18 protein-coding genes are annotated in these 21,226 nt (G+C 41.6%); 1 reads left to right on the forward strand and 17 read right to left on the reverse strand.

All coding sequences use genetic code 11. The annotated features are described in order from the left end of the window. Positions 1-8: 8 nt before the first annotated feature. The 17 genes from BM398_RS04380 to BM398_RS04460 all read right to left on the reverse strand — a co-directional run bounded on the left by BM398_RS04380 (position 9) and on the right by BM398_RS04460 (position 20,343). Entirely contained in the window at positions 9-527 is a 519-nt protein-coding gene (locus tag BM398_RS04380) for a hypothetical protein (protein ID WP_092336595.1), read from the reverse strand. Then, positions 527-1,261: a response regulator transcription factor gene (locus tag BM398_RS04385; RefSeq protein ID WP_092336596.1), complete on the reverse strand. Its 735-nt coding sequence runs from the start codon at positions 1,259-1,261 to the stop codon at positions 527-529. Before BM398_RS04385 ends, BM398_RS04380 begins: the two co-directional genes overlap by 1 nt. A gap of 219 nt (positions 1,262-1,480) precedes the next feature. Beyond that, on the reverse strand, positions 1,481-1,786 hold the full coding sequence (locus BM398_RS04390) for a hypothetical protein (RefSeq protein WP_092336597.1): 306 nt from the start codon (positions 1,784-1,786) through the stop codon (positions 1,481-1,483). Positions 1,787-2,254: 468 nt separating this feature from the next. Continuing rightward, positions 2,255-3,241 (reverse strand): GTP-binding protein, encoded by a 987-nt coding sequence (locus BM398_RS04395; RefSeq protein ID WP_092336598.1) that lies wholly within the window; start codon positions 3,239-3,241, stop codon positions 2,255-2,257. A gap of 188 nt (positions 3,242-3,429) precedes the next feature. Beyond that, the gene (locus BM398_RS04400) at positions 3,430-4,509 is read right to left on the reverse strand and encodes an NAD(P)-dependent alcohol dehydrogenase (RefSeq protein WP_330390543.1); all 1,080 of its coding nucleotides are present in this window, start codon (positions 4,507-4,509) and stop codon (positions 3,430-3,432) included. Positions 4,510-4,717: 208 nt separating this feature from the next. Next, positions 4,718-5,242, reverse strand: a complete 525-nt coding sequence (locus BM398_RS04405; RefSeq protein ID WP_139233782.1) for a hypothetical protein — start codon at positions 5,240-5,242, stop codon at positions 4,718-4,720. Between the two features lie 91 nt (positions 5,243-5,333). After that, entirely contained in the window at positions 5,334-6,356 is a 1,023-nt protein-coding gene (locus tag BM398_RS04410; RefSeq protein WP_092336599.1) for an acyltransferase family protein, read from the reverse strand. Positions 6,357-6,472: 116 nt separating this feature from the next. Then, on the reverse strand, positions 6,473-8,857 hold the full coding sequence (locus BM398_RS04415) for an HD-GYP domain-containing protein (RefSeq protein WP_092336600.1): 2,385 nt from the start codon (positions 8,855-8,857) through the stop codon (positions 6,473-6,475). An 18-nt stretch (positions 8,858-8,875) separates the two neighbouring features. Beyond that, complete coding sequence (locus BM398_RS04420; RefSeq protein ID WP_092336601.1) at positions 8,876-9,649, reverse strand: response regulator; 774 nt, start codon at positions 9,647-9,649, stop codon at positions 8,876-8,878. Between the two features lie 9 nt (positions 9,650-9,658). After that, on the reverse strand, positions 9,659-13,888 hold the full coding sequence (locus BM398_RS04425; RefSeq protein WP_242949757.1) for a hybrid sensor histidine kinase/response regulator: 4,230 nt from the start codon (positions 13,886-13,888) through the stop codon (positions 9,659-9,661). 12 nt (positions 13,889-13,900) lie between these two features. Further along, positions 13,901-15,964 (reverse strand): HD-GYP domain-containing protein, encoded by a 2,064-nt coding sequence (locus BM398_RS04430; RefSeq protein ID WP_092336602.1) that lies wholly within the window; start codon positions 15,962-15,964, stop codon positions 13,901-13,903. A 379-nt stretch (positions 15,965-16,343) separates the two neighbouring features. Next, positions 16,344-16,874, reverse strand: coding sequence for a cysteine hydrolase family protein (locus BM398_RS04435; protein WP_092336603.1), 531 nt, complete (start codon positions 16,872-16,874; stop codon positions 16,344-16,346). 25 nt (positions 16,875-16,899) lie between these two features. After that, positions 16,900-17,355 (reverse strand): GNAT family N-acetyltransferase, encoded by a 456-nt coding sequence (locus BM398_RS04440; RefSeq protein ID WP_092336604.1) that lies wholly within the window; start codon positions 17,353-17,355, stop codon positions 16,900-16,902. Positions 17,356-17,380: 25 nt separating this feature from the next. Further along, the gene (locus tag BM398_RS04445) at positions 17,381-17,857 is read right to left on the reverse strand and encodes a DNA-deoxyinosine glycosylase (RefSeq protein WP_092336605.1); all 477 of its coding nucleotides are present in this window, start codon (positions 17,855-17,857) and stop codon (positions 17,381-17,383) included. Further along, positions 17,854-18,441, reverse strand: a complete 588-nt coding sequence (locus BM398_RS04450) for a nitroreductase family protein (RefSeq protein ID WP_092336606.1) — start codon at positions 18,439-18,441, stop codon at positions 17,854-17,856. Before BM398_RS04450 ends, BM398_RS04445 begins: the two co-directional genes overlap by 4 nt. A 46-nt stretch (positions 18,442-18,487) precedes the next feature. Then, on the reverse strand, positions 18,488-19,639 hold the full coding sequence (locus BM398_RS04455) for a sensor histidine kinase (RefSeq protein ID WP_092336607.1): 1,152 nt from the start codon (positions 19,637-19,639) through the stop codon (positions 18,488-18,490). Beyond that, positions 19,639-20,343, reverse strand: coding sequence for a response regulator transcription factor (locus BM398_RS04460; protein ID WP_092336608.1), 705 nt, complete (start codon positions 20,341-20,343; stop codon positions 19,639-19,641). The genes BM398_RS04455 and BM398_RS04460 overlap by 1 nt, the downstream gene beginning before the upstream one ends. A 160-nt stretch (positions 20,344-20,503) precedes the next feature. On the opposite strand from BM398_RS04460, the gene BM398_RS04465 reads away from it, so the two are divergent. Further along, the gene (locus BM398_RS04465; protein ID WP_092336609.1) at positions 20,504-21,223 is read left to right on the forward strand and encodes an ABC transporter ATP-binding protein; all 720 of its coding nucleotides are present in this window, start codon (positions 20,504-20,506) and stop codon (positions 21,221-21,223) included. The last annotated feature ends 3 nt before the right edge of the window (positions 21,224-21,226 follow it).

The following is a 21,226-nucleotide window of genomic DNA, read 5'->3' on the forward strand; positions in this document are numbered from 1 at the left end:
TCAATCCGTCACAAACGTGTCATAGCATTGTTTGAGTAAGTAATTGCTGTTACCACGCGATTTTTTTCATCTATGTCAAATGAAAGTGAGCAATTTTTATATTGATACATAATTTTTGATGCAACATCATCTGTACTTGTCGTAGCTATATCACCGTATGCGGCGATCAAGTCATCATAAGTGCTCCCTACTCCGATTCCTCTGGAAGTTTTTACATTTGAGTCATGGATTACCACTGACTGTGTTTTATCATTAATGGTTAATAGCTCTATTGAGTTCGGTTCACTTCCAAATACATATGATTTATCAATTTCATTATTTGGTGAAGTCTGTTCTTCACTTGGATTGCCGAGAGCTTCTATATTTTTCTCTGCATCATTTTTGACAGATACTTTCTTTCCGTTATAGTCAAAAGATAGATCTGATGACCTTAATTTGCCTGATGCACTTCCGCAGCCTGTCAATCCGCCCCCAACAAGTGTAAGCACCATAGCAGATATTATTAAAAAACCAGTTCTTTTTTTCATTACACTTTCCTTTCCCGAGGTGTTCCCTTATCAATCTTATATCCTCGTCCCCAGACAGCTATTAAATATCTGGGATCTGTACTGTCATATTCCAATTTCTCTCTTAGATGTCTGATATGAACAGCCACCGTACTTTCGGCGCCTATCATGTTTTCTTTCCAGACACTTGTATATATTTCTTTTGGAGAAAAAACTTCACCCGGATGAGTCATCAATAGTTTCAATATGTCATATTCCAATGGAGTGAGCGAAACAGGATTTCCATCCAGCGTTACTTCTTTTGCCTTATCATTTAATTCGATACCGCCGATAGTGATCATGTCTGTATTTGTTATTACTTCCGAAGTCCCTTTAGCCCCAAGCATTGTATAACGACGAATCTGGGATTTTACTCTCGCCATCAGCTCAACCTGATTAAACGGCTTGGTAACATAGTCATCTGCTCCGACCGTCAGCCCCACAACTTTATCTGCATCCTCACTTTTGGCAGTGAGCATGATTATAGGCACATTGGATATCTTTCTGATCTCTGCCATTGCAGTTATTCCGTCCATCTCAGGCATCATCACATCCATAAGGATAAGATGAATGTCATTTCCGATAGGACTCTGCATTATTTCAAGCGCTTCTTTTCCGTTATAAGCTGCCGTAACACTCATGCCTTCACTTTCAAGGTAGATTCTAAGCGCGGATACGATGTCCTTTTCATCATCACAAATAAGAATATTGTTCATTTTTTCTCCCGTATATTTTCAATGATTAATCATAGATACATTGTATTGAAAAAATTTTTAAGTTCCAATAGGGGAAATCTTTAAGAATTGTTTAAGATGGGGAATTACGCTTATTTGATCAAAAAAAGAAGGGATAATCAGCTATAAAACACTATAGCAAATTATCCCTTTCATAAATGGTCCACTATCCCCGTCCCTTTGGACCATATTGCTTTTCTCTTATGCTGCTTGAGTCTCATCTTGCTCCGCAGGCATAGACAGTTCTTTTACCTGTTTACTTCTTGAAAGCAACATGCAGCTTGCAAATCCTGTAATGCCGGTACACAAGAACATAATTGCCATTCCGGTTCCGTCTGTATTTCCAAGCAAACGTACAATCATAGAAGAAACTTCCGTTCCACTATTTACAAATGGTTCAAAGAGGTACTCAGACAGCGCGCCGCCCAGCAAGATTCCCATAGGGATTGCAGCAAACTTCATCGCATTCCTTACCGCAAACACTCTGCCCTGTATGTCTTCGCGCACATTGGTGTATATCAGTCTTGTTATTCATGTCGTCCCCCTGTTGTCTAAGATGCCTCACTATTGTAGCATCCGATATCTCATCATTCAATTACTGGGGAAATATCGACAAGTATCCGATTACGCTTTCCTAGCTTTTATGAACCATATCATATGAGTATGCTCAGATTTCACTTCTTAATATGTATTATGTTTCAAATTATTACCGAAATTTATCCATCTAAATACACTAATACATATTAAAGTATTGTATATCATATTCTTCATATGTCTTTTTATGCCGAATATAAATGCCCCCATTAAGAAAATAGCTTAAAATGCATATTAGAATTCCCAAAGCATCGCCTTTAATATGACTTTCATCCAGAAAAACACTCAACAAACTCAAAAACAGTTCCTTAAAGACATATTAAACACACTATCATAAAACATTTAATATGCTTTCTCATTCAACGTCTTCCCTGCAAGCCCTCATCTTGCTCTTATCTTCGCATTTCCACTCGAAGTGGCTCCATCTGCAACCTTCTTCGGCATTTTTTGCGCGAGTGAATACTTCCCATGATCTACCAACAGTTTTTCTCGCTCTATGCTAGGTCCGATAAATACTGATTGGAAGGGCTCTTCTCCGCCTGTGATCACGTATGAATTGTCGGCGATGTCGAAACGAAGGGCTTCATCGCCCACTTTAACAACGCCTTTGGCGCGAGCAATATCACCGTAATTCCCCGAAAGCAAGCTCTCGCAAAATCCCACAAATTCACCAATCGCAGGAAATTCGATACATCCAAATGTCATCTGCTCAAAAGCCTGCTGCCCACTATTATCTTCACCTTCATCCACGCCGGCACCAACTGCGTGCGCTTCCTCATCCGACATAACCTCTGTCCACCAATCCTCACTCTTGCCATCATGATAGGATTCCGTTATCTTCGCATCGGGATTTATCTCTCTTATCTGCTTCTTTACTTTTTCCAGCTCATCAGAATCCATTCCCTCAGTCTTTGAGAAAATGACATGACCGGCATTAAGAATCTGATCATTCATAAGCTCCCTGTACTCATGAAGATTTGTGGAAAAAGACTTCGCAGATACTATTACAATCGGACTTACGGGAATAATTTTCTCGTACCTGACTTTTTCAAGGCCGGCAAGAATATTGCTCAGTTTGGCAACGCCCGACGGTTCTACGATCAGATACTCGGGTGCGATTCCCGTTGATACTGTAAGGATTGAGTACAAAAAAGAATCTTTCTTGCTGCAGCAAACACAGCCTTCCATGAACTCAAGAACCTGCATATCCTTATTATCTGTCGAACCTGAAATTTCGCGGCTGTCCAGATTCGTATCGCCGAATTCATTCTCCAGAACCGCAGTATAGCGCTTAGTATGCTTTAACAACTCTTTTATAAATGTGGTCTTTCCGGCTCCCAAAAAGCCTGTAACTATCAGTACTTTCATATAATCATCGCCGACGCGTCGGCGTATTCTCCTTCTTAATAAGGGTGTAAGGAACTTCCGCTCTCACTTCGTTCGCCGGAAGACGTTCGAACCAGCCTCGAAAGGACCTCAACAGGTTCTCTCAGCAAGAGCAGTCGCAAACTCTAAAAATCTGCGACTGCCCTATATTTTTTAATAAAAAATAATCATTACTCTTTTACGAGCTTTACAACCGGCTTGATAAGATCTGCCGGCTTATCTTTCATAAGCTGCAATGCTTCGGGTATGTGTTCCCATCCTTCAAATACATGTGTTGAAAGCGGGCTTACATCAAGTCTTCCGGAAGATACCAGTGCTCCCAGTTTCTCCATACGAAGTCTTCCACCGGGCATAAGTCCTCCGCGGATCTGCTTGTGTCCCATTCCAACACCCCAGTCAGTTCTGGGAATGCTGATATAGTCACCGCTTCCGAGGTAGTTAACGTTACCGATAAGTCCGCCGGGCTTAACCGATTTAACTGCCGACTCAAAAGTATCGACATTACCGCCCGCGATAACTACTCTGTCTACACCTTTTCCGCCTGTCAATTCCATAACCTGATCTTCGATAGATCCGTTTTTATAATTGATAAAGTCGGTTGCACCGTACTTTTTAGCTGCTTCGACACATTTAGGACGTGTTCCTACAGCAATGATTCTTGATGCACCACGTAGTGACGCTCCCGCCACACTCATAAGTCCTACAGGTCCGATACCGATTACAAGAACGGTATCACCAAACTGAACGTCTGCAAGCTCTACTCCGTGGAATCCTGTGGGAACCATATCAGAAAGCATACATGCATCTACAATATTGATGTTTTCCGGCATATGTGCAAGGTTTCCGTCCGCATCATTAACGTGGAAAAACTCAGAATCCAAGCCATCCTTAAAGTTGGAGAACTTCCATCCTGCAAGCATTCCACCTGAATGCATGGAATATCCGGCCTGAGCCTCAAGCGAACTCCAATCGGGTGTGATAGCAGGTACCAAAACTCTGTCACCGGGCTTAAAGTCCTTAACAAGTTCACCTACTTCCACAACTTCCGCACAACCTTCATGACCAAGGATCATGTTATGACGATCACCAACAGCACCTTCCCATACTGTATGTACATCTGAAGTACATATTGCAATGGCAAGCGGTTTGCAGATTGCATCGAGCGGTCCACACTTCGGAACGTCTTTTGTAATCCATCCAACCTCACCGATCTTAAGCATTGCAAAACCCTTCATTGTCTTCTGCTCCATAAGATGTTCTCCTCCTTTATTAAATTATGCAAAATTGAGTGTTGATATCATCTTATATGAAAAATGCACATACAGTCAATCATTATCCGTATATTTATGTGCACTTTTCTGTATTTTTAAAAAAGAGCCCACAAAAAAAGGAAGCTCTTTTCACAAAGCTTCCTTCTACTACCATTTCTTTTTTATAAAAAAGTATAACCTCAGGCCGTCAGTTACCCAGCGCAGTGTTAAGCACATCAGCGACGCTCCTGTATTTCTTATTCGCCTTATCTCTGCCAAAGCCTGCATTATGCCCGCCGGCCAAATGCTTTATCATATCCGTCTTTATCTCTATATAGCTGCTGCCTGAATCGGCTGCCATCTCGGAATCTGACACTTCACCGGGCAAATAGATAAACTCCGTCTCATTCACTACGCTTTGGAGCTTCTCCCAGTCCTGTTCGGTTATCTGCTGCCTTTCGCTTGAAAATCCCCCTTCAGGGAATTTGCCTTCAAAGAGCTCCTTGATATCAAGATCATCGGTTGCTCTTATCAAATAATGTATCACCGAACAATCCGATGACACCACATACATATCGATATCCTGGCCGTCCACCGGGCAAACAACGTAGCTCACCTTGCTAAGATAAAGATCTTCCGCTCCGCCGTTCCCACATCCTGCGAACAAAAACGCGCATGCTACCGATATAAGAAGCATTGTAATGATATACTTCTTTTTTACTGTCCTATACATAATTTCACCCTTTCCATTAACCAATAAGCCGGTTCCCCTACCGTTATTCGCTTATTTTTTTACTATTCTGAACACCCATATATTTCGGCAATTATGTGACCATTCTGTATAGTTCTATTTTTCTCAAAAAATATTTTGCCAATATGTAAAGCGGCACACTAATAAAGAAAAATGCAACAATAAACGATAATACAAATACAAGATCCTGAGGCATAGTTATCCTTTTTATTACGAACAAAAGAAGCATATGGCCCACGTATATATCCAAAGTATAGCTTCCCATCCGGTACAGTATATCAAAAATTCTGAATCCGGCAATAAAACGGCTCACAAAGTATATCGTAGTCATACCCAAAAGTCCGCATGCCCAGACAGAAAGTTCAATCCCAAACGTCTTAAGCGAAAATGGCATATCGTCAAAGCCGTAGACCAGGTCCGTTGAATACCATCCGGAAGACAGAACCGTAACCGCTATCCATCCTACAAGGCAAAAGATAAATATCGCCCCCCGCATTTTCGGCTTGATCGTTCCAATCTTAGGGAGCACATCATATTCGCCGCATACATATCCCAGAAGTAAAAAGCCATACAGCCATTTAATTTTCCACATACAGAAAATTTCCGTAGTGCAAAAGACAATCAAAAGCGCCCATATACCTATATTCAAAGCCGCTCTCAGTGCCTTCTTGTCCGTCACTTTGTGAATCAGTATAAAAAGCATATGTGCAAAAAAGAGCTGAATAAAAAACCACACACTTCTTGCATATATAAATATCTGCACGGCGTCATCCATGAGAATGCCCATATCCATGCCTTTTCCCGCTACTGTTACCACAGCGTTTGCCATAAAGGCGACGAATGACCATGTAATATACGGAACGATCAATCGCAAGCACTTCTTTTTCACAAGCTCTTTTTCCGAATACTTCTTAAGTTCCTTATACAGGAAAAATCCGCTCACAAAATAGAAGATCGGCATGTGCACAAAGCTGATAAAACCCGAATACACTCCTACTGTATTTGAAGCTACATGACCATAAACAACCATGATGATCGCTATAGCTTTATATATATCCATTTCTCTTAATCTGTTTGTTGCTATCTGTTCTTTCATTGGTACTTCTTGTTACTTTTTTGTTGCACTATAATATGCAGATTATTCTATCACCCCCGCATCTCATATTCATTAAAATTTTTATGAACATTCTATCAAATATTATGCATATCTTGTTATTTCATAATGCGGATATCCGTAATTGCGACTTCATCACCCGTAAGTGCCACATAAACTTCATCATATTCACCATGGAAGGTGGTCGTATTTTCTATGGCAATACCAAGATTTTCCGTCTTCGTTGTAATCTTATTTCCATGTCTTTCAAAGAGCACAAAACAGTCTATGCCATCTTTCGTCGCTTCTTTCCACTCATCCCAGCCTTTGAAATTCTCATTTTTCTTCATAAATACTTTATTTTCCGCAATGTCTTCATCACCCGACACTTCGCCGTTTATCTTTATCATTGCGTATTCACGATATCCCTCGCCGCCAACTTTTCCGTCCGAGGAATAAAAAAGCAAAATATAAGGGCAATGCCACACAAGATTGGCTGACGGAAGGCTCATGGAATGGAAATAAAGCCTTACCTCGTCTTCAAGCTCTATTCCTTCCGTCGATGCAGACCTTGTCCTGTCAATCTGGATATTCGGAAGATCCGACTCGATACGATCTGTATATCTTATGACATCTGAAATTCGCTCTATATCACCTTCGCCGATTTTTTTGCCGGTCTCTTCAACAATAATATTTTTTATATGACAATTCTCACCCGTAATGCCGATATATGCCTCTTTGGTATTGTCGGGAAGAGAGATAACCGCCTTGACCTTGTGATTCATGTACTTCATCTCAAGCGTTATGTGATCGTCATATTTGGCCATTCCTATCTCATACTGCCCTTTTTTCTTATCTTTATTTACAGCCCTTCTCTTTTTCTTTTTTTCCGGAATCTCAACAATTTCAATCTTCATATTCCTGGCCGCAGTGGAAACATAATGTCCGTCCGGCCAGATTTCTCCGTACTCCAGATATCTGTATGCGTTTATTGCTTTTATGCTCTTATGAAATCGCTTGTCATAGGAATCAAACAAAATAATCGAAGGCGATGAATACTCCCCTTCCTTAAGTTCAAGCTGATCGCAGTCAAAATATATCTTTTTAACAACATCGGTTATATGAACCCCAAGCGTAACCTGCTCCTTGTATTCCTTGCAGACAATCTCCGATTCCATAACCCTTTCATCTTTTTTATTAGAGTTTTCTCTATCCATTATATGGAGCATTATCTTGGAAAAGACAGGATCGAACTGCGTTCCGGACATCTCAACAAATTCCTGCCTTACCATGATATACGGAAGCGGTTCACGATATCTTTTATTCGAGGTCATGGAGACATACGCATCCGCAACTGCAATGATCCTTGCAACATCGGGAATTTCTTCTCCCTTAAGCCCCTCGGGATAACCACTGCCGTCATACTTTTCATTACTGTAAAGAACTCCGTCCCGCAGATACGGATATTCCTTGATATCTGCCAAGATCTCGCCGCTTATTATCGGCTTCTTTTTAAGTATCTTTTGTTCATCCTCTGTAAGATTTTTCTGCTTCTCAATAATACTGTCAGGAATACCTACCATGCCTATATCGTGTAGAAGCGCTGCATAGTACACGCCTTCACACTTCTGTTCATCCATGCCCGAGCGCATTGCGATCTCTTTTGCAATATCGGCAACTCTCTGGGAATGGCCTTGTGCATATTCGTCTTTATTTTCTATTGCTTTTACAAGAGCTGATGTTGTCTGGTCAAACAGACGCTTCATGCGCTTCTCTCCGTCCTTCAGCTCTCCTATCTCGATCTTGTGTGCCCTTATTACCGCACGGTTTACATCAATATAGCTAAATACATACAAGAAGATCGCAACCAGAACCATGAAAATATCAACAATAGATATTCCAAACGCAAATATCTGAATAATTCCCGCTATGATAGGCGCAAATATGCAGGTCACGATAGAAACGCGTGCCAGTCTGCTTATAGCCTTTCTAAACTGCATTATGACCGTGAACTGTATAATCGGACAGGACACAGGCATAAGATAGCACAGCAAAAAGAGCGGACCTCTGTGATAAAAATTGTTCTCATCAAAGTAGTAATACATTTTGGTAAACTGCGAGATTACTACAAGCACTATCTCAACGACCGACGCTATATTTACAAATTTAAGCCTTTTGAGCACAGTTTTTTGATTTGCCTCAACCCTCAAAAGATCTGTAATGTAAAGATTCAGTCCCATAATAACCGCAGGAGTCATCGCAAACACAAGGAAATTACTTACTCTGACCATAACATATCCGGTCCTTGTCACATTCCCGGAATACACGTACGACAAACGATCGAAGAAAAGAAGAATTGCTGCACTGGCTTCTACCATAAAGATTATCAATCTTCTTTTTTTCTCCAGAAACTGCGTAAAGAACAACAGAAATGCAAATGCCATACACGTAGAGGAAAGGCCCAGCATAATATCCAGTTGATACTTCTCTATAATCTCAAACATTTCCACCTGCTCCTTGTACTATACTCCATGCAGAACAAAAAACTCTTTAAGCTTTTCCAAGAGCTCCTCTTTCTTTATATTCTTCAAAAAATATCCCTCAGGCCTAAGTTCGACAACCGCCATAACGCTTTCCTTATCGCTTTTTCCCGTAAGGAAAATAACAGGTATCGAAGATGTCTCCGGATCGCTCCTTAACATCTCAAGAACCTGCGGCCCGCTTGTTACCGGCATCTCATGATCCAGAAGTATCAGATCCACCTTGCTTTTGCCAAGATACTTGATAGCCTGAAGCCCTGAATTAGCCATAAATACTCTGTAGGTATCTTTCAGCCACTGTCTTACAAGAGAAAGATACTGCGGATCGTCATCAACGATCAGTATGCTCTTCCTGTACTCTCCCGATTCGGATTTATCAAAAAATTCCCTTATGGCTTTAATGAATTCATCATTATTGACGGGTCTTGAAAATGTCTTGTACAGCAGATCCCCGCTTAAATGCTTCGCTGTATTGTTAAGGTCTATCTGCTCGCCTATAAGGATCAGCTTACTGCCGTTTTCTTCCATGGTATCGATCAGGAAGTGCAGTGCATCTTCTCTGGGATTGACCTCTTCATCCATATAGAGGATGTACAGCGATATGTCTTCTCCCGAAGCATTGAGGGCATCGACGGTAAAAGGGACAAACGCGCACTCAAGCCCAATTGCCTGTACCTTCTCGATAATGGCTCTCAAAATAAATGTCTCTTTTTCTCCGGTGAATATGATTTTTTTGCCTGATATGATTTTTCCCATCTTGCTCCTTTACTTTGAAGCGTCGATCAGTGCTTCCATTCCATCCCAGTCAAACAGTTTGAATAGCCTTCCAAGTTCCTTGAAAAACTCTGCATCCTTATCGGGAAGCGAATACTTCGATATACTTTCCAAAATCATTTCAACAGAATCATAGTCCATCTGCGGTATAAGATCGGCCAGCGCTCCGTATGCATCTTTTAGCTCATCCTCAGGTATCATATCTTTCGAAGAATCTGATACATTGGCCTCCTTAATCCGTCCAAGCTTTTCTTTATAAGAAGCATACTCTTTCATGAGATCGTCTTTATAGCTGTCAATATAGACTCTATCGTTGTTATTGCCCGCCTCTTCCATCTTGGCGGCAAGTTCTTCAAGTCCGAGTGCGCCTATGATTCGTGCAGAACTCTTAAGTGCATGGACTTTGATCGTAAACAGTCTTATATTTCCCTCATCATATGCATCATTTAATATCCTTGAGTTCTCATCAATTGTTTCAAAGAAAAGATCCAGTCCGAAAAGATAACTCGAAATTCCTCCCGAGTTCTTTATTCCTTCGGGAACAGATATATCTTTTACATCATATATCCACAGCATATCCTTAGGCAGTTCGGTAAGTTCTTCGGTCGCATCCACAAGCTCCGACTTTTCCATCTTGTTCTCGGGAATGTGCTTCATAAGGGTTGTTTCCAAAGTCTCTATATCCACAGGCTTTGCAAGATATCCGTTAAATCCTTTCTCCTTATAATATTCCTCACCGGAAACGGAGTTCGCAGTAAGTGCATATACGGGAAGATCGGGCTTTATTTCTCTTATTTTTGCGAGCGTCTCTACTCCGTCAAGTCCCGGCATCATGTGATCCAAAAGAACTACATCAAAATCGCCGTCTTTTATCTTATCTATAGCATCCGCGCCGCTTTCAGAAGTTGTCACAAATACCTTGGTCGCCTTAAGAAGTCCCTTAATAACGCTCAGGTTCATAGGATTATCATCAACAACCAGAATGTCGGCATCGGGAGCAATAAACTTAGGTACATACGGTCCACCCGCCTTGCTTTCATCATGCTCGATAAATATGCCGATCGATGTGGCATCTACAATCTTCTGCGATATTATAAAGATAAATTCAGACCCTTCTCCATATACGCTGTCACAAAAGATAGTTCCTCCCATGAGCTCCGCGAATTTTCTCGAAATATCCAGTCCAAGGCCTGTTCCTTGTATACCACTGTTCTGTTCTTCATCAAGTCTTTCATATGCTGTAAAAAGTTTGTCCATATCTTCTTTTTTTATTCCTATTCCGGTATCTTTTACCGAAATGCGAATAACTGCCTCCCTGTCATTGCGCTCTTCCATCGACACGTTTAGTGAAAAGCCTCCGACTGCAGTATATTTCACGGCATTGGTAAGGAGGTTGAGTACTACCTGTTTTATTTTCTCGGCATCTCCATACATCCTCTTGGGAAGAATCTCATCAATAACCACGTCAAAGCTTAGCGCTTTTTCCGTAGCCCTTATTCTGATCATTGATACAATGGAACGCAGAAGTTCCTGTGTGTCATATTCGCGCTCCACAAGGTGCATCTTTCCCGACTCTATCTTGGATATATCAAGAAGGTCATTAATAAGACCAAGCAGCGATTCTGCAGCATTCCTGATATCAAAAGCATAGTTCATGACCGACATGAAATACCCTTTGGGCACACTTGTCGGATCTTCTCTCATTATCATTTCATTCATTCCCATGATGGTATTGATAGGAGTTCTGATCTCATGGGATATATTGGCAAGGAATCTGGACTTTGCCGTGTTCGCGTTCTCCGCCTCTTCCTTCGACTTCTTTATCTCTTCATACTGAGTCTTTATGACAGTAAGTCTCATTACCTGCCATACGATAAAACCGGCCAATGACGCAACAAGTATCAAAAGAATGAGTCTTACTACCACCAGCTCTAAAAGTCTCGGAGCCTTTCTTATATTGAATACATCTTCCTGAAGTACATCACTTCCTCCGGCTCTCAAGATCTGGACATGTAATTTATAATTCCCATACGGAAGTCCCGTATATTCAAGAGCTGACAACTTGCTCCTTTGAGTGACGATTCCATTATCGGGTCCGTCTTCCAGATACAGATGCACATCGGGATTCATCATGGAATAATCCATTACCGACGCAGCTATCTGTACACGACCGTCCGAAGCAGGTATCTGATAAACTCCGTTTTCATCCTGCTCTATTTTTTGGTTATCGCAATATATGGACTTTACATCCATCAAAACTTCGAGAGTTCCGTCATAATACTTATTGATATTTACTTTGGCCACGCCATTTCTTCCGGCCATATAAAGATTTCCGTCCTGATCCTTATATCCAAAAGAGTTACTTGTTATGGCATAGGGAAGTCCGTTGGCTATCGTATATATCTTAAAATCAGATATCGCATCTTTTTCCATATCATCGGCATTTACCACATAGACACCGTAAGATGACAATATCCATGCATTATCGCTGTTATCAAAATACATGTCATAATTGTTGTTATAAGGAAAAGATGTAACATTCGTCACCAATCCGTTTTTCATATATTCAATGGAATTAGACGTGACGATCCAAGCAATATCTCGCTTTTCATCCTTTACAATCCTCATGACGACATCACTTGTAAGACCGTTATCTCTTCCGATTTTTTTGATACGGTCTTCTTCAATTACATATATTCCATCGCCATCGGTACCTGCAAGGATTGCACCTTCATCATTTTCTACCAGGGTCAAAAAAACTGTATCCTTAGCGCCATCGGAAGCACCTACCGTACGCACAATCTCAAAATCTTTTATAACGGCGAGTCCGCCGTTCGTACCTACAAGAATACTTCCGTCTTTTCCGATGGTTATACACCTTACCTGATTGCTGGGCATTCCGTTTTCTGTCGTATATGAAATAATCTCTCCATTAGTTTCATAACACACAAGGCCGAGGTCATGCGTATATGTGGAAACCCACATATTTCCATCGTTATCCTCCGCAACACTTCGAATTCTTGCATCACCAAGATAAAAAGTCAGGTCATTCTCTATTGGTTCGCCGTTTCTTCCGATAATCACAAGCCCCGTCTCTGTACCGATGTAAATATCCCCGTCATGCAGAGCAACAGCGTTGGTAACTCCCGTCGTTACTCCAGCCACATGAGTTATGTCGATAAAGTTATTGGCAACAACTTTCATAACTCCGAGAGTAGACGAAGCTACCCACAGATTTCCCTGATAATCGGACGTAACCATCTCAATTCCGCTGTTGAAATCAACATTTGTAAGTTCTTTAAAAGAACTGTCCGTGTCAATGTAACCTATCATACTTGTCGATGAAACCCAGACTCTGTTGCAGTCATAATTAAGCCAGTGTACGTTGCTTAGCGGGTCCACCGATATTCTTTCCAAATTATTGGCCGGCTGTCCAAATCTTCCGTAATATATGACGCTTTCATCCGTTCCAAAGTATAGTTTTCCTGCATCATACGGATCGGCAAGGATAGTTGTTATCTTTCCGATTCCAAGATCTGAGCTTTGATACAGCTCTGTAATCTCGCAGTCATCTATCGCAAATACTATACCGTTTGTTGTCTGCCCGTATATTCTTCCAGAAGTATCTTTGTCCAGTTTAAGGACTCTCTCTTCAGATATTCTTTCATCGTTAAGAACGCGAAGCGTATTGGTCTGATCAACATAACATACTCCGGATGTCGTTCCGATAAAGACATTTCCGTTGTTATCTTCCTCAAATATTCTGATCGATGATGAAGACAGACCTTCTTGGTACGAATAATGTGTGCTCTCCGCACCATCAAGAACCACTACACCGTTATCGTTTGTTCCGACCCAGATTCTACCCTTACTGTCTTCAAAGAAACCTCTTGCACTCGTAAGATATGAATGCGCATCAATCCTGTCAAAAGTCGAACCGTCGTAGCGAATAACTCCGCTGTAGCCGCCAATCCATATATATCCATTTCTTGCACCCATGAGAAACATAGCATCGGAAGTCGGAAGACCATTCGATGCATCATATATTTCATAAGAATACGAGACACCCGGAATCTGTCCGGTTACCGCATATCCTCCGCCATAGTAAGAATGGGTGCCGACTACCGTGTCATACTTAGCATATACGTTTATATGCATCAGCATCATTAGGCAGCCTGCTACTATAGCCATGAATGCTATTTTTTTGTGTACATTCTTCACAGGCAACCTCCATCAAACCTTCTGATTATATTTATTAAGGATTACCTTTATCTCAGGGATTGAATCCATAAATACCTCTACACACTTGGGGTCAAACTGAGTTCCCGCACCCTCGCTTATGATAGCCAGCGCTTTATCCAAAGGGAATGCCTCCTTATATACACGCGGCGAAGAAAGCGCATCAAAAACATCTGCAACAGCCATGATCCTTGCAGACAGCGGTATAACTTCTCCGTGTAGTCCTTCGGGATAGCCTTTTCCATCCCAGCGCTCATGGTGGTATGCAGCCATATTTCTTGCTTCTTTAAGATATACCTCACCTTTTACCGTATTGATTGCCTTCTCGATTATCTCTCTACCTGCGGTGGTGTGAGTTTTCATTATTTCAAATTCTTCAGGTGTCAGTTTGCCGGGTTTATTAAGAATCTTGTCGGATATATTGATCTTACCTACATCATGAAGCGGCGCACTTCTGACAACGTCGGACTTAAACTTGGCACTGATCTTTTCGGGATAGTAGCCTTTCTTTTCAAGGCCTTCCACGATTATCTTTACATATTCGGAAGTTTTCTGAACATGCGCACCTGTATCGGAATCCCTGTTCTCGACAAGATCCGCCATTGTGATGATAAGTCCGTCCTGCATCTTCAGCGTTGCTTCTGAAAATCTTCTTACACTACGGATCTTCTCAGTCTGATTGAGCGCCATATCGCATATTATCCTGTACATTTTCTCAATCTCGTCGCCTGTCTGAATATCAATGGCTCTCATCTGTCTTACCGCTTCATCAAGTTCCACCTGGTTGTCCCCTGCCTTGATGAAGTTCTCAACACTCTTTTCTATGCTGTTTATCGGGTATACCATACCTGTTCCGGTACTCCACAGACCAAACGCTATTATCAGGATAAAGAAAGATGTCATTATGAATAACACACGTAGCAAAAATCCCTGCATATAGTCTGAAAGAAACGCAAGTGATGTCTCCGCTACCGCGTAACCCATGCAGATTCCATTCTTGTCTATGATCGGACAATATGCGCTCATAAACCAACCGGAACGCGACAGACTTTCAACAGGCGCAACCTCTTCTCCTTTAAACAGCGCTCCGACATACGGCTGCATATTCTCATCAAATTTCTCTTTTTCGCCCGGAATGTGCTTTCTTACGCCATCCGGAACTATATCAAATACGATGTACCAGCCGTCACTACTGAGCTTATTTATATAGATACGGTCAACTCCCGTAACTGCTTCTTTGATACTGATAAGTTCTCTTTCCGTCCCCTCATATGCATCCGCATATATGCCCTTGGCAATACATTCATCTATGATATTGGGATCGACTTTTTGAGCTGCGAAACGTGCCACATTTAAGGCAATTTCTGCCTTTTCCGCTTTTGCATTTTTAAAGTACAGAGTTATTCCAACGATTCCCATTATCACGGTAAGTGCCAATGAACATCCGACAAGCATCACTGTTATTCTTATCCTAAGAGAATGTATCGAAGAAAAACTAAGTGAACCTATCCTTTTTACTTCACTTATCGATAGCGGCTTCTGTTTCCACCCACTGTTCCTTATCTTTTCACATGTTCTGTCAGGAATAAAATGTAACAAAAGAAGCGCCACAAAAATTGAAACGCCCTTATCCAGAATATTCAGCAAAATATCGATGATGAAATAGGACCAAAAATCGCTGATTCCAAACTGTATCGTAAAAGCCTCGACCAAAGCTTCAAACGACTGGGTTTGCGGTCTCCCCATTGCGCCCCACTGAATAGCCGCGCCAAGAGCACCGCTTCCTATTCCAACGGTAAATACAAATATAAGTATCTTTTTTATATGATCGAACTTTTTTTCTCTTACAAACCACGCTGTATAAATTGCCACAAGCGCGCTTATAAAGCCAAAATAAATCGCCTCTCTGTTAAATATAGTGCTGACCGCATTCGTCAGTACCGCAGTTACTATTCCCGGAAAAAGACCTCCAACCAGCGATACAAATATAGTTCCGACAGCATCGAGGTAAATCGGCAGATCATACTTACGGGCAATAAATGACATAGCTACATTCATTGCGATTCCGAAAAAAATGGTCAACACGCGGAGTAATCTATTATGACTTGTTTTTTGTAAAGTAATTTTCAACCCCTATACCTCCAAAAAACGCAAAATGCCAAAAGATGGAACAAATGTCTTACATTCTCCATCTCTTGGCATATCATAATCATATATAACAAATCGCAAGATTCGACTCTGAAAAAACAACATAACTTCGTCACCCTAAAAAAATGCAACATAAAAAAACTGAAATAATCAACTTTTCGTAAATATTTTAGCACGTTTTGGGTTATACAACGAATACTTGCTGTATTCTTTATCGTTATTTAATATTTGTACATTGTCATCAATTACTCCACGACTCGATCCGAGACGCTTAGATGTCTCAATCCGCTCATTTACCCTGCATACGACTTCTAGCTTCTTCCATAGTGATACATTTTGCATATCTTTTCGGCCACATGAATTCGTTGTAGTAGCGGTAGCACGATGCCCTGTCCATAAACTCATTGTCATAGGTCGAATTGGTATATTCGGGAACCAGAACCTCAAATCCGTTGTCAAAACCTGTTCTGATCGTCGCATCTATGCAGAAGTTGGTCATGATGCCCACCATCATCACAGTCTTTACACCTTTTTTCTTAAGATAATCCAAAAGACCTGTCGACGGGTGAAGTGCACTGTTTACGTTCTTAGTAAATATCTTTTCCCCATCGTTTGGAGCAAATTCATCGAATATCTCAAAATCTTCGTCCCCTACGCTAAATCCCGTTCCGGGTCCGTCATCATGCTGAACAAAGATTACTTCTTTGTTGTTCTCTCTTGCAAGAGCGATAAGCTCCTTGATGTTGGATTTTAGCTTTTCAAACTCATAGAGCCTGTCATCTGTTATCCCTTTTTGCGTGTCGATTACAAGTAGTACCATGGTGTCCTCCCTTAAGGTTTATAATTTATATCAACTCCATCTCTGCATTCATAGGCACAAAGCCATACTTTTCATAAAGTGGCCTGCCCATGTCCGTTGCTTCCAGCGATATCTGCATGATTCCGCGTCTTTTGGCATCCTGTACAAGCATATCCAGGGTCTTAAATGCGATTCCCTGCCTGCGATATGCGGGATTGGTATACATATTCATAATATAGGCTTTCTTACCGCTTGGATTGTGATATGTCGGCATGACTTCATAGTAGCTTACCCCGCCTGCGCCGACAAAAGAGTTGCCGTCCATAACCAGGATTGCTGTGTGTGTGCCGTCCTGCAGTGCTCTTTTATAATATTCTCTTGAAGAAGTCTCTACTTCTGACATATCTACTGAATCATCAAGCTTATTTGCTGCACGCAACACATCAATTCGCGAAGAAGTCAAAAGCTCGATGTCATCAAGTTTCGCTATTTTATATTCCATGAAACAATCCTTTCTGTCGTATCTTTTATCTCTTTATAATTCTCCACGCCTCGACCAGCTTATCCACATTCCACGCCGCATTGGCAGGGCTTGTGGATGGCAGGCAGATTGCGGGTCTTTCTATATTTTTTTCGGTGTATTTCTTGTAATATTTCTCTGCAGTCTTACCGTTTACGTATATTGCTTCAATATCAGCGTTTTCAAGGATTATCTTAAGATCATTCGCCGTGACGTTCTTTATGCTGGAGTCCGAGGATCCCGTTATATCACACGAATGAATGACATCCCAGAGCGCTATGTTGTTTCGCTTAAGAAGCGCTTTCTTCTCATCTATTGTCTTCGGAACTTCCTCATCAAAAATAGCCGCAATGACTTTCCAAAATCTATTTTGCGGATGTCCGTAGAAAAACTGCGCTTCTCGCGATTTCACCGAAGGAAAGCTCCCAAGAATAAGCACTCTCGAATCCTTGTCAAAAAGAGGCTGTATCGGATGTACTATCATCTAAATTCCACCACCTCGTCAAAACTCTTCCTAGGTCTGGGATTCGGCGTCTCATCCGGAACCCCCACTATAACAGCACTGATAAGCTGCCCGTTAATTCCCAGATATTGTGCCAGTTCCTGATATGCATAGAAAGTATTAGCTATCCAAAGAGTTCCATATCCAAGTTCTGTTGCGGCAAGAAGCATATTCTGAATTGCCGCCCCTATGGAAAGTGAATCAATTATCTCCGTAATTCTGTCATTAACGTTGATATCCACAAAAGGAATTTTCCCGTTGGAGTTTTCCACAAAGATAACCACAGGAGCCTGCCTCATTATCCTCAAAGTGTTGAAAGCATCTGAAATAAGCGGTTCAATTCCGGGCACATCCTTAAGCTCTTCACGTGACCTTTCAAGCCCCTTCTCCATAACATCAAGCGCTTCCTCTTTTTTCTCACCTTCCATCACAATGAACTTCCACGGTTGTCTGTTCTTCGCAGAAGGCGCCAGAATACCCGCTTCGATTATCTTTTTTATATCATCCTTATTGACCGCATCAGCCTTGTATTTCCTGATGCTGTGTCTTGCCGCGATTTCTTTCATGTGTTTGTCCTCCCATACCGGTAATGTTTTGTCACCTACAATATTCTCACAAATCTATCTCACATTTAAAGTACTCATTTTCTTCAGCCGAGAACTTCACGGCGTATTTATATTTTTTTGCCACCTGCTTAACAACGCGGATTCCAAGGCCGTGCTCGGGAAGATATGCGTTCTTTATTCTTTCGTTAAGTGCCTTGATCTTCTGCTCAGGTGCACCCTGTCCGTTATCACATATAGTAAGTTTAGCCTTACCATTACCGCGCTCAGATAACGTAACTTTTATCTCACAACCTTTTTCGTTATGAACAATCGAGTTGGTAATAAGGTTCTCGATCATGCGCCTGATCAGCGTTACATCCGCCTGAATACCGTAATTCTCAAGCCGCTCGTCCACTTGCAGGTCAAAAGAATATTCCTCGTAGGTATTTATATAATCGCACAATATATCCCTAAGAAGCGATGTGAGATTTATCTTTTCATTACTCCACTTACCCGTTCCCGCTTCCAGCTTGTTCTCGGTGTTAAGATTCCCTATCAGGTCTCTTATCTTAAAACACTGCTTTTCCTCGATGCTTCCCTTTTCCACAGATCCCATAACTATGCTGAGCGGCGTCCTTATATCATGCGAAACTCCGGCAATCCACTCAGTCCTTGCTTTCTCTCTTGCAAGCATCCACTTTCGCGTTATCAGAACCGGCAACAGCATCAGGATAAGCATATTTGCAACAAGCATATACGGGCCAAATCTGATCATGCTGTCCATGGTTTCCATATTTATTTCCAAAATGTACTTCCATATGCTGCCCTTGGGATGTCCGACCACCAAAATGCCGTCGTCCCTTGCCCAGTTATAAATGGGATAATCATTCAGATACCAATGTGAAAAAGAAGCCACCTCTTTTATCCCATAGGAATCCGGAATTTCCGCCGGCTTGTTATAATTCCAGATCACATTCCCGGAATCATCGATTATCATAGCAAAAGAGCCTGTTCTGTCCAAACGGTCATATACGGATTGGTCTACATTATACACACCGCCTTCGTTAACGATCTTCTCCGATACCTTTTCTATTCGATACGTATCCAGGTATTCCTTCTCTTTCCGCACACATATAAAGAACATCACCAAAACATCGATCACTATAAGCGACACCAGAACCAGCATCATGGAAAAGATGTATCCGGATATTTTTTTCATTACTTTCTTCCTCTTATATTCAGCCTGTATCCAAGTCCACGAACCGTCTGAAGATACTCGGGGCTCGACGGATCTTCTTCAATTTTTTCCCTAAGTCTTCTGACGTGTACTATAAGCGAATTCTCAAGTCCATAGCTCCCATCCGGCCATAGTGTATCCATCAGGACATTCAGCGACACAATTTTCCCCTGATTATCATATAGTTTGGAAAAGAGCTGAAACTCTTTTGCGGTCAGCTCCGCCTCTCCGTCAGGTCTTATCACGATTCCCGAGGAAAGATCCACTCTCACTGCCCCGAGATTGACAATCTTATTCTCCGTCAGGTGATACGTCCTTCGCAAAACTGCTTTTATCCTAAGGAGCAGTTCCTCAGGCGTATAGGGCTTTGTCACATAATCATCGGCACCAAGTCCGAGTCCTTTTAACCTGCTTGTCTCCTCATCCCTCGCGGAAAGAAAAATCACAGGTATATTAAGTCCTCGCTTCGTCCACTGCTCATAGAGCGAAAGTCCGCTGATATCAGGCATCATTATATCCAGGACAACCAGATCCACCTGATTTTTTCCCATAATCTCATCTGCTTCTTTCCCGTTTGAAGCGCGCAATATATTCTTAAATCCATTCTCTGACAGGAGCCTATCGTTAATCTCCAATATCTGCTTTTCATCATCTACGAGAAGGATGCTGCAATCTGTTAAAACCATAGTTTTTCCCTCTTTTTATTTTCAATAATTAGTATACACACATATCTTTTGCAATGAAATAACCGCGCCCACTGCGTAATGTAATCGTAATGTAGCTGTCATGTTCAGGTAATCTAGCCTTTTTATACTGTATTCATCAACAATATGCGGAGGAAAAATCATGAAGAAATATATAATCGAAACCTACGATCTATGCAAAAAAGGCGGTCATAAATTCAGGGTAAAAGATGTAAATCTGGCGGTTCCAAAAGGATGTATATATGGGTTTCTCGGGCCCAACGGCGCGGGTAAAACCACAACAATGAAGCTCCTTCTCGGACTTATACAGCCCGATGGCGGCGCTGTAGAAATCCTTGGTCAAAAGATGTCTCCCAGAAGCAGGTTCGATATAAACATGCGAACGGGAAGCCTTATAGAAAGCCCCGGATTCTACGGGCATCTCACCGGACAGGAAAACCTTGAGATAATCGCTCGTTATAAGAATCTTGGCACCGCTGACATAAAAGAGGCGCTTAACACAGTCAGTCTCTATGACAGAAAAGATGACAAAGTAAAAAACTATTCGCTTGGAATGAAGCAAAGACTTGGCATCGCAATGGCTCTTATGGGAAAACCCGAGCTGATCATTCTGGATGAACCTACAAACGGTCTTGATCCTGCAGGAATAAACGAGATCAGAAATCTGGTAAAGAGCATTCCCGAAAAGTATGGTTCAACGGTTATCATCTCAAGTCACCTTCTCTCTGAAGTTGAGCAGATTGCCGATTATGTGGGCATTATAAATAAAGGAAAAATGATCTACCAGGGACTCTTATCAGAACTTGAAATCGGAGATGCTTCTCTTGAAGAAGTCTTCCTCGAAATGACAAAAGGAGCTTAAAAA

It is taken from the genome of Butyrivibrio sp. M55 (genome assembly GCF_900116865.1).
Taxonomy (GTDB): domain Bacteria; phylum Bacillota; class Clostridia; order Lachnospirales; family Lachnospiraceae; genus Butyrivibrio.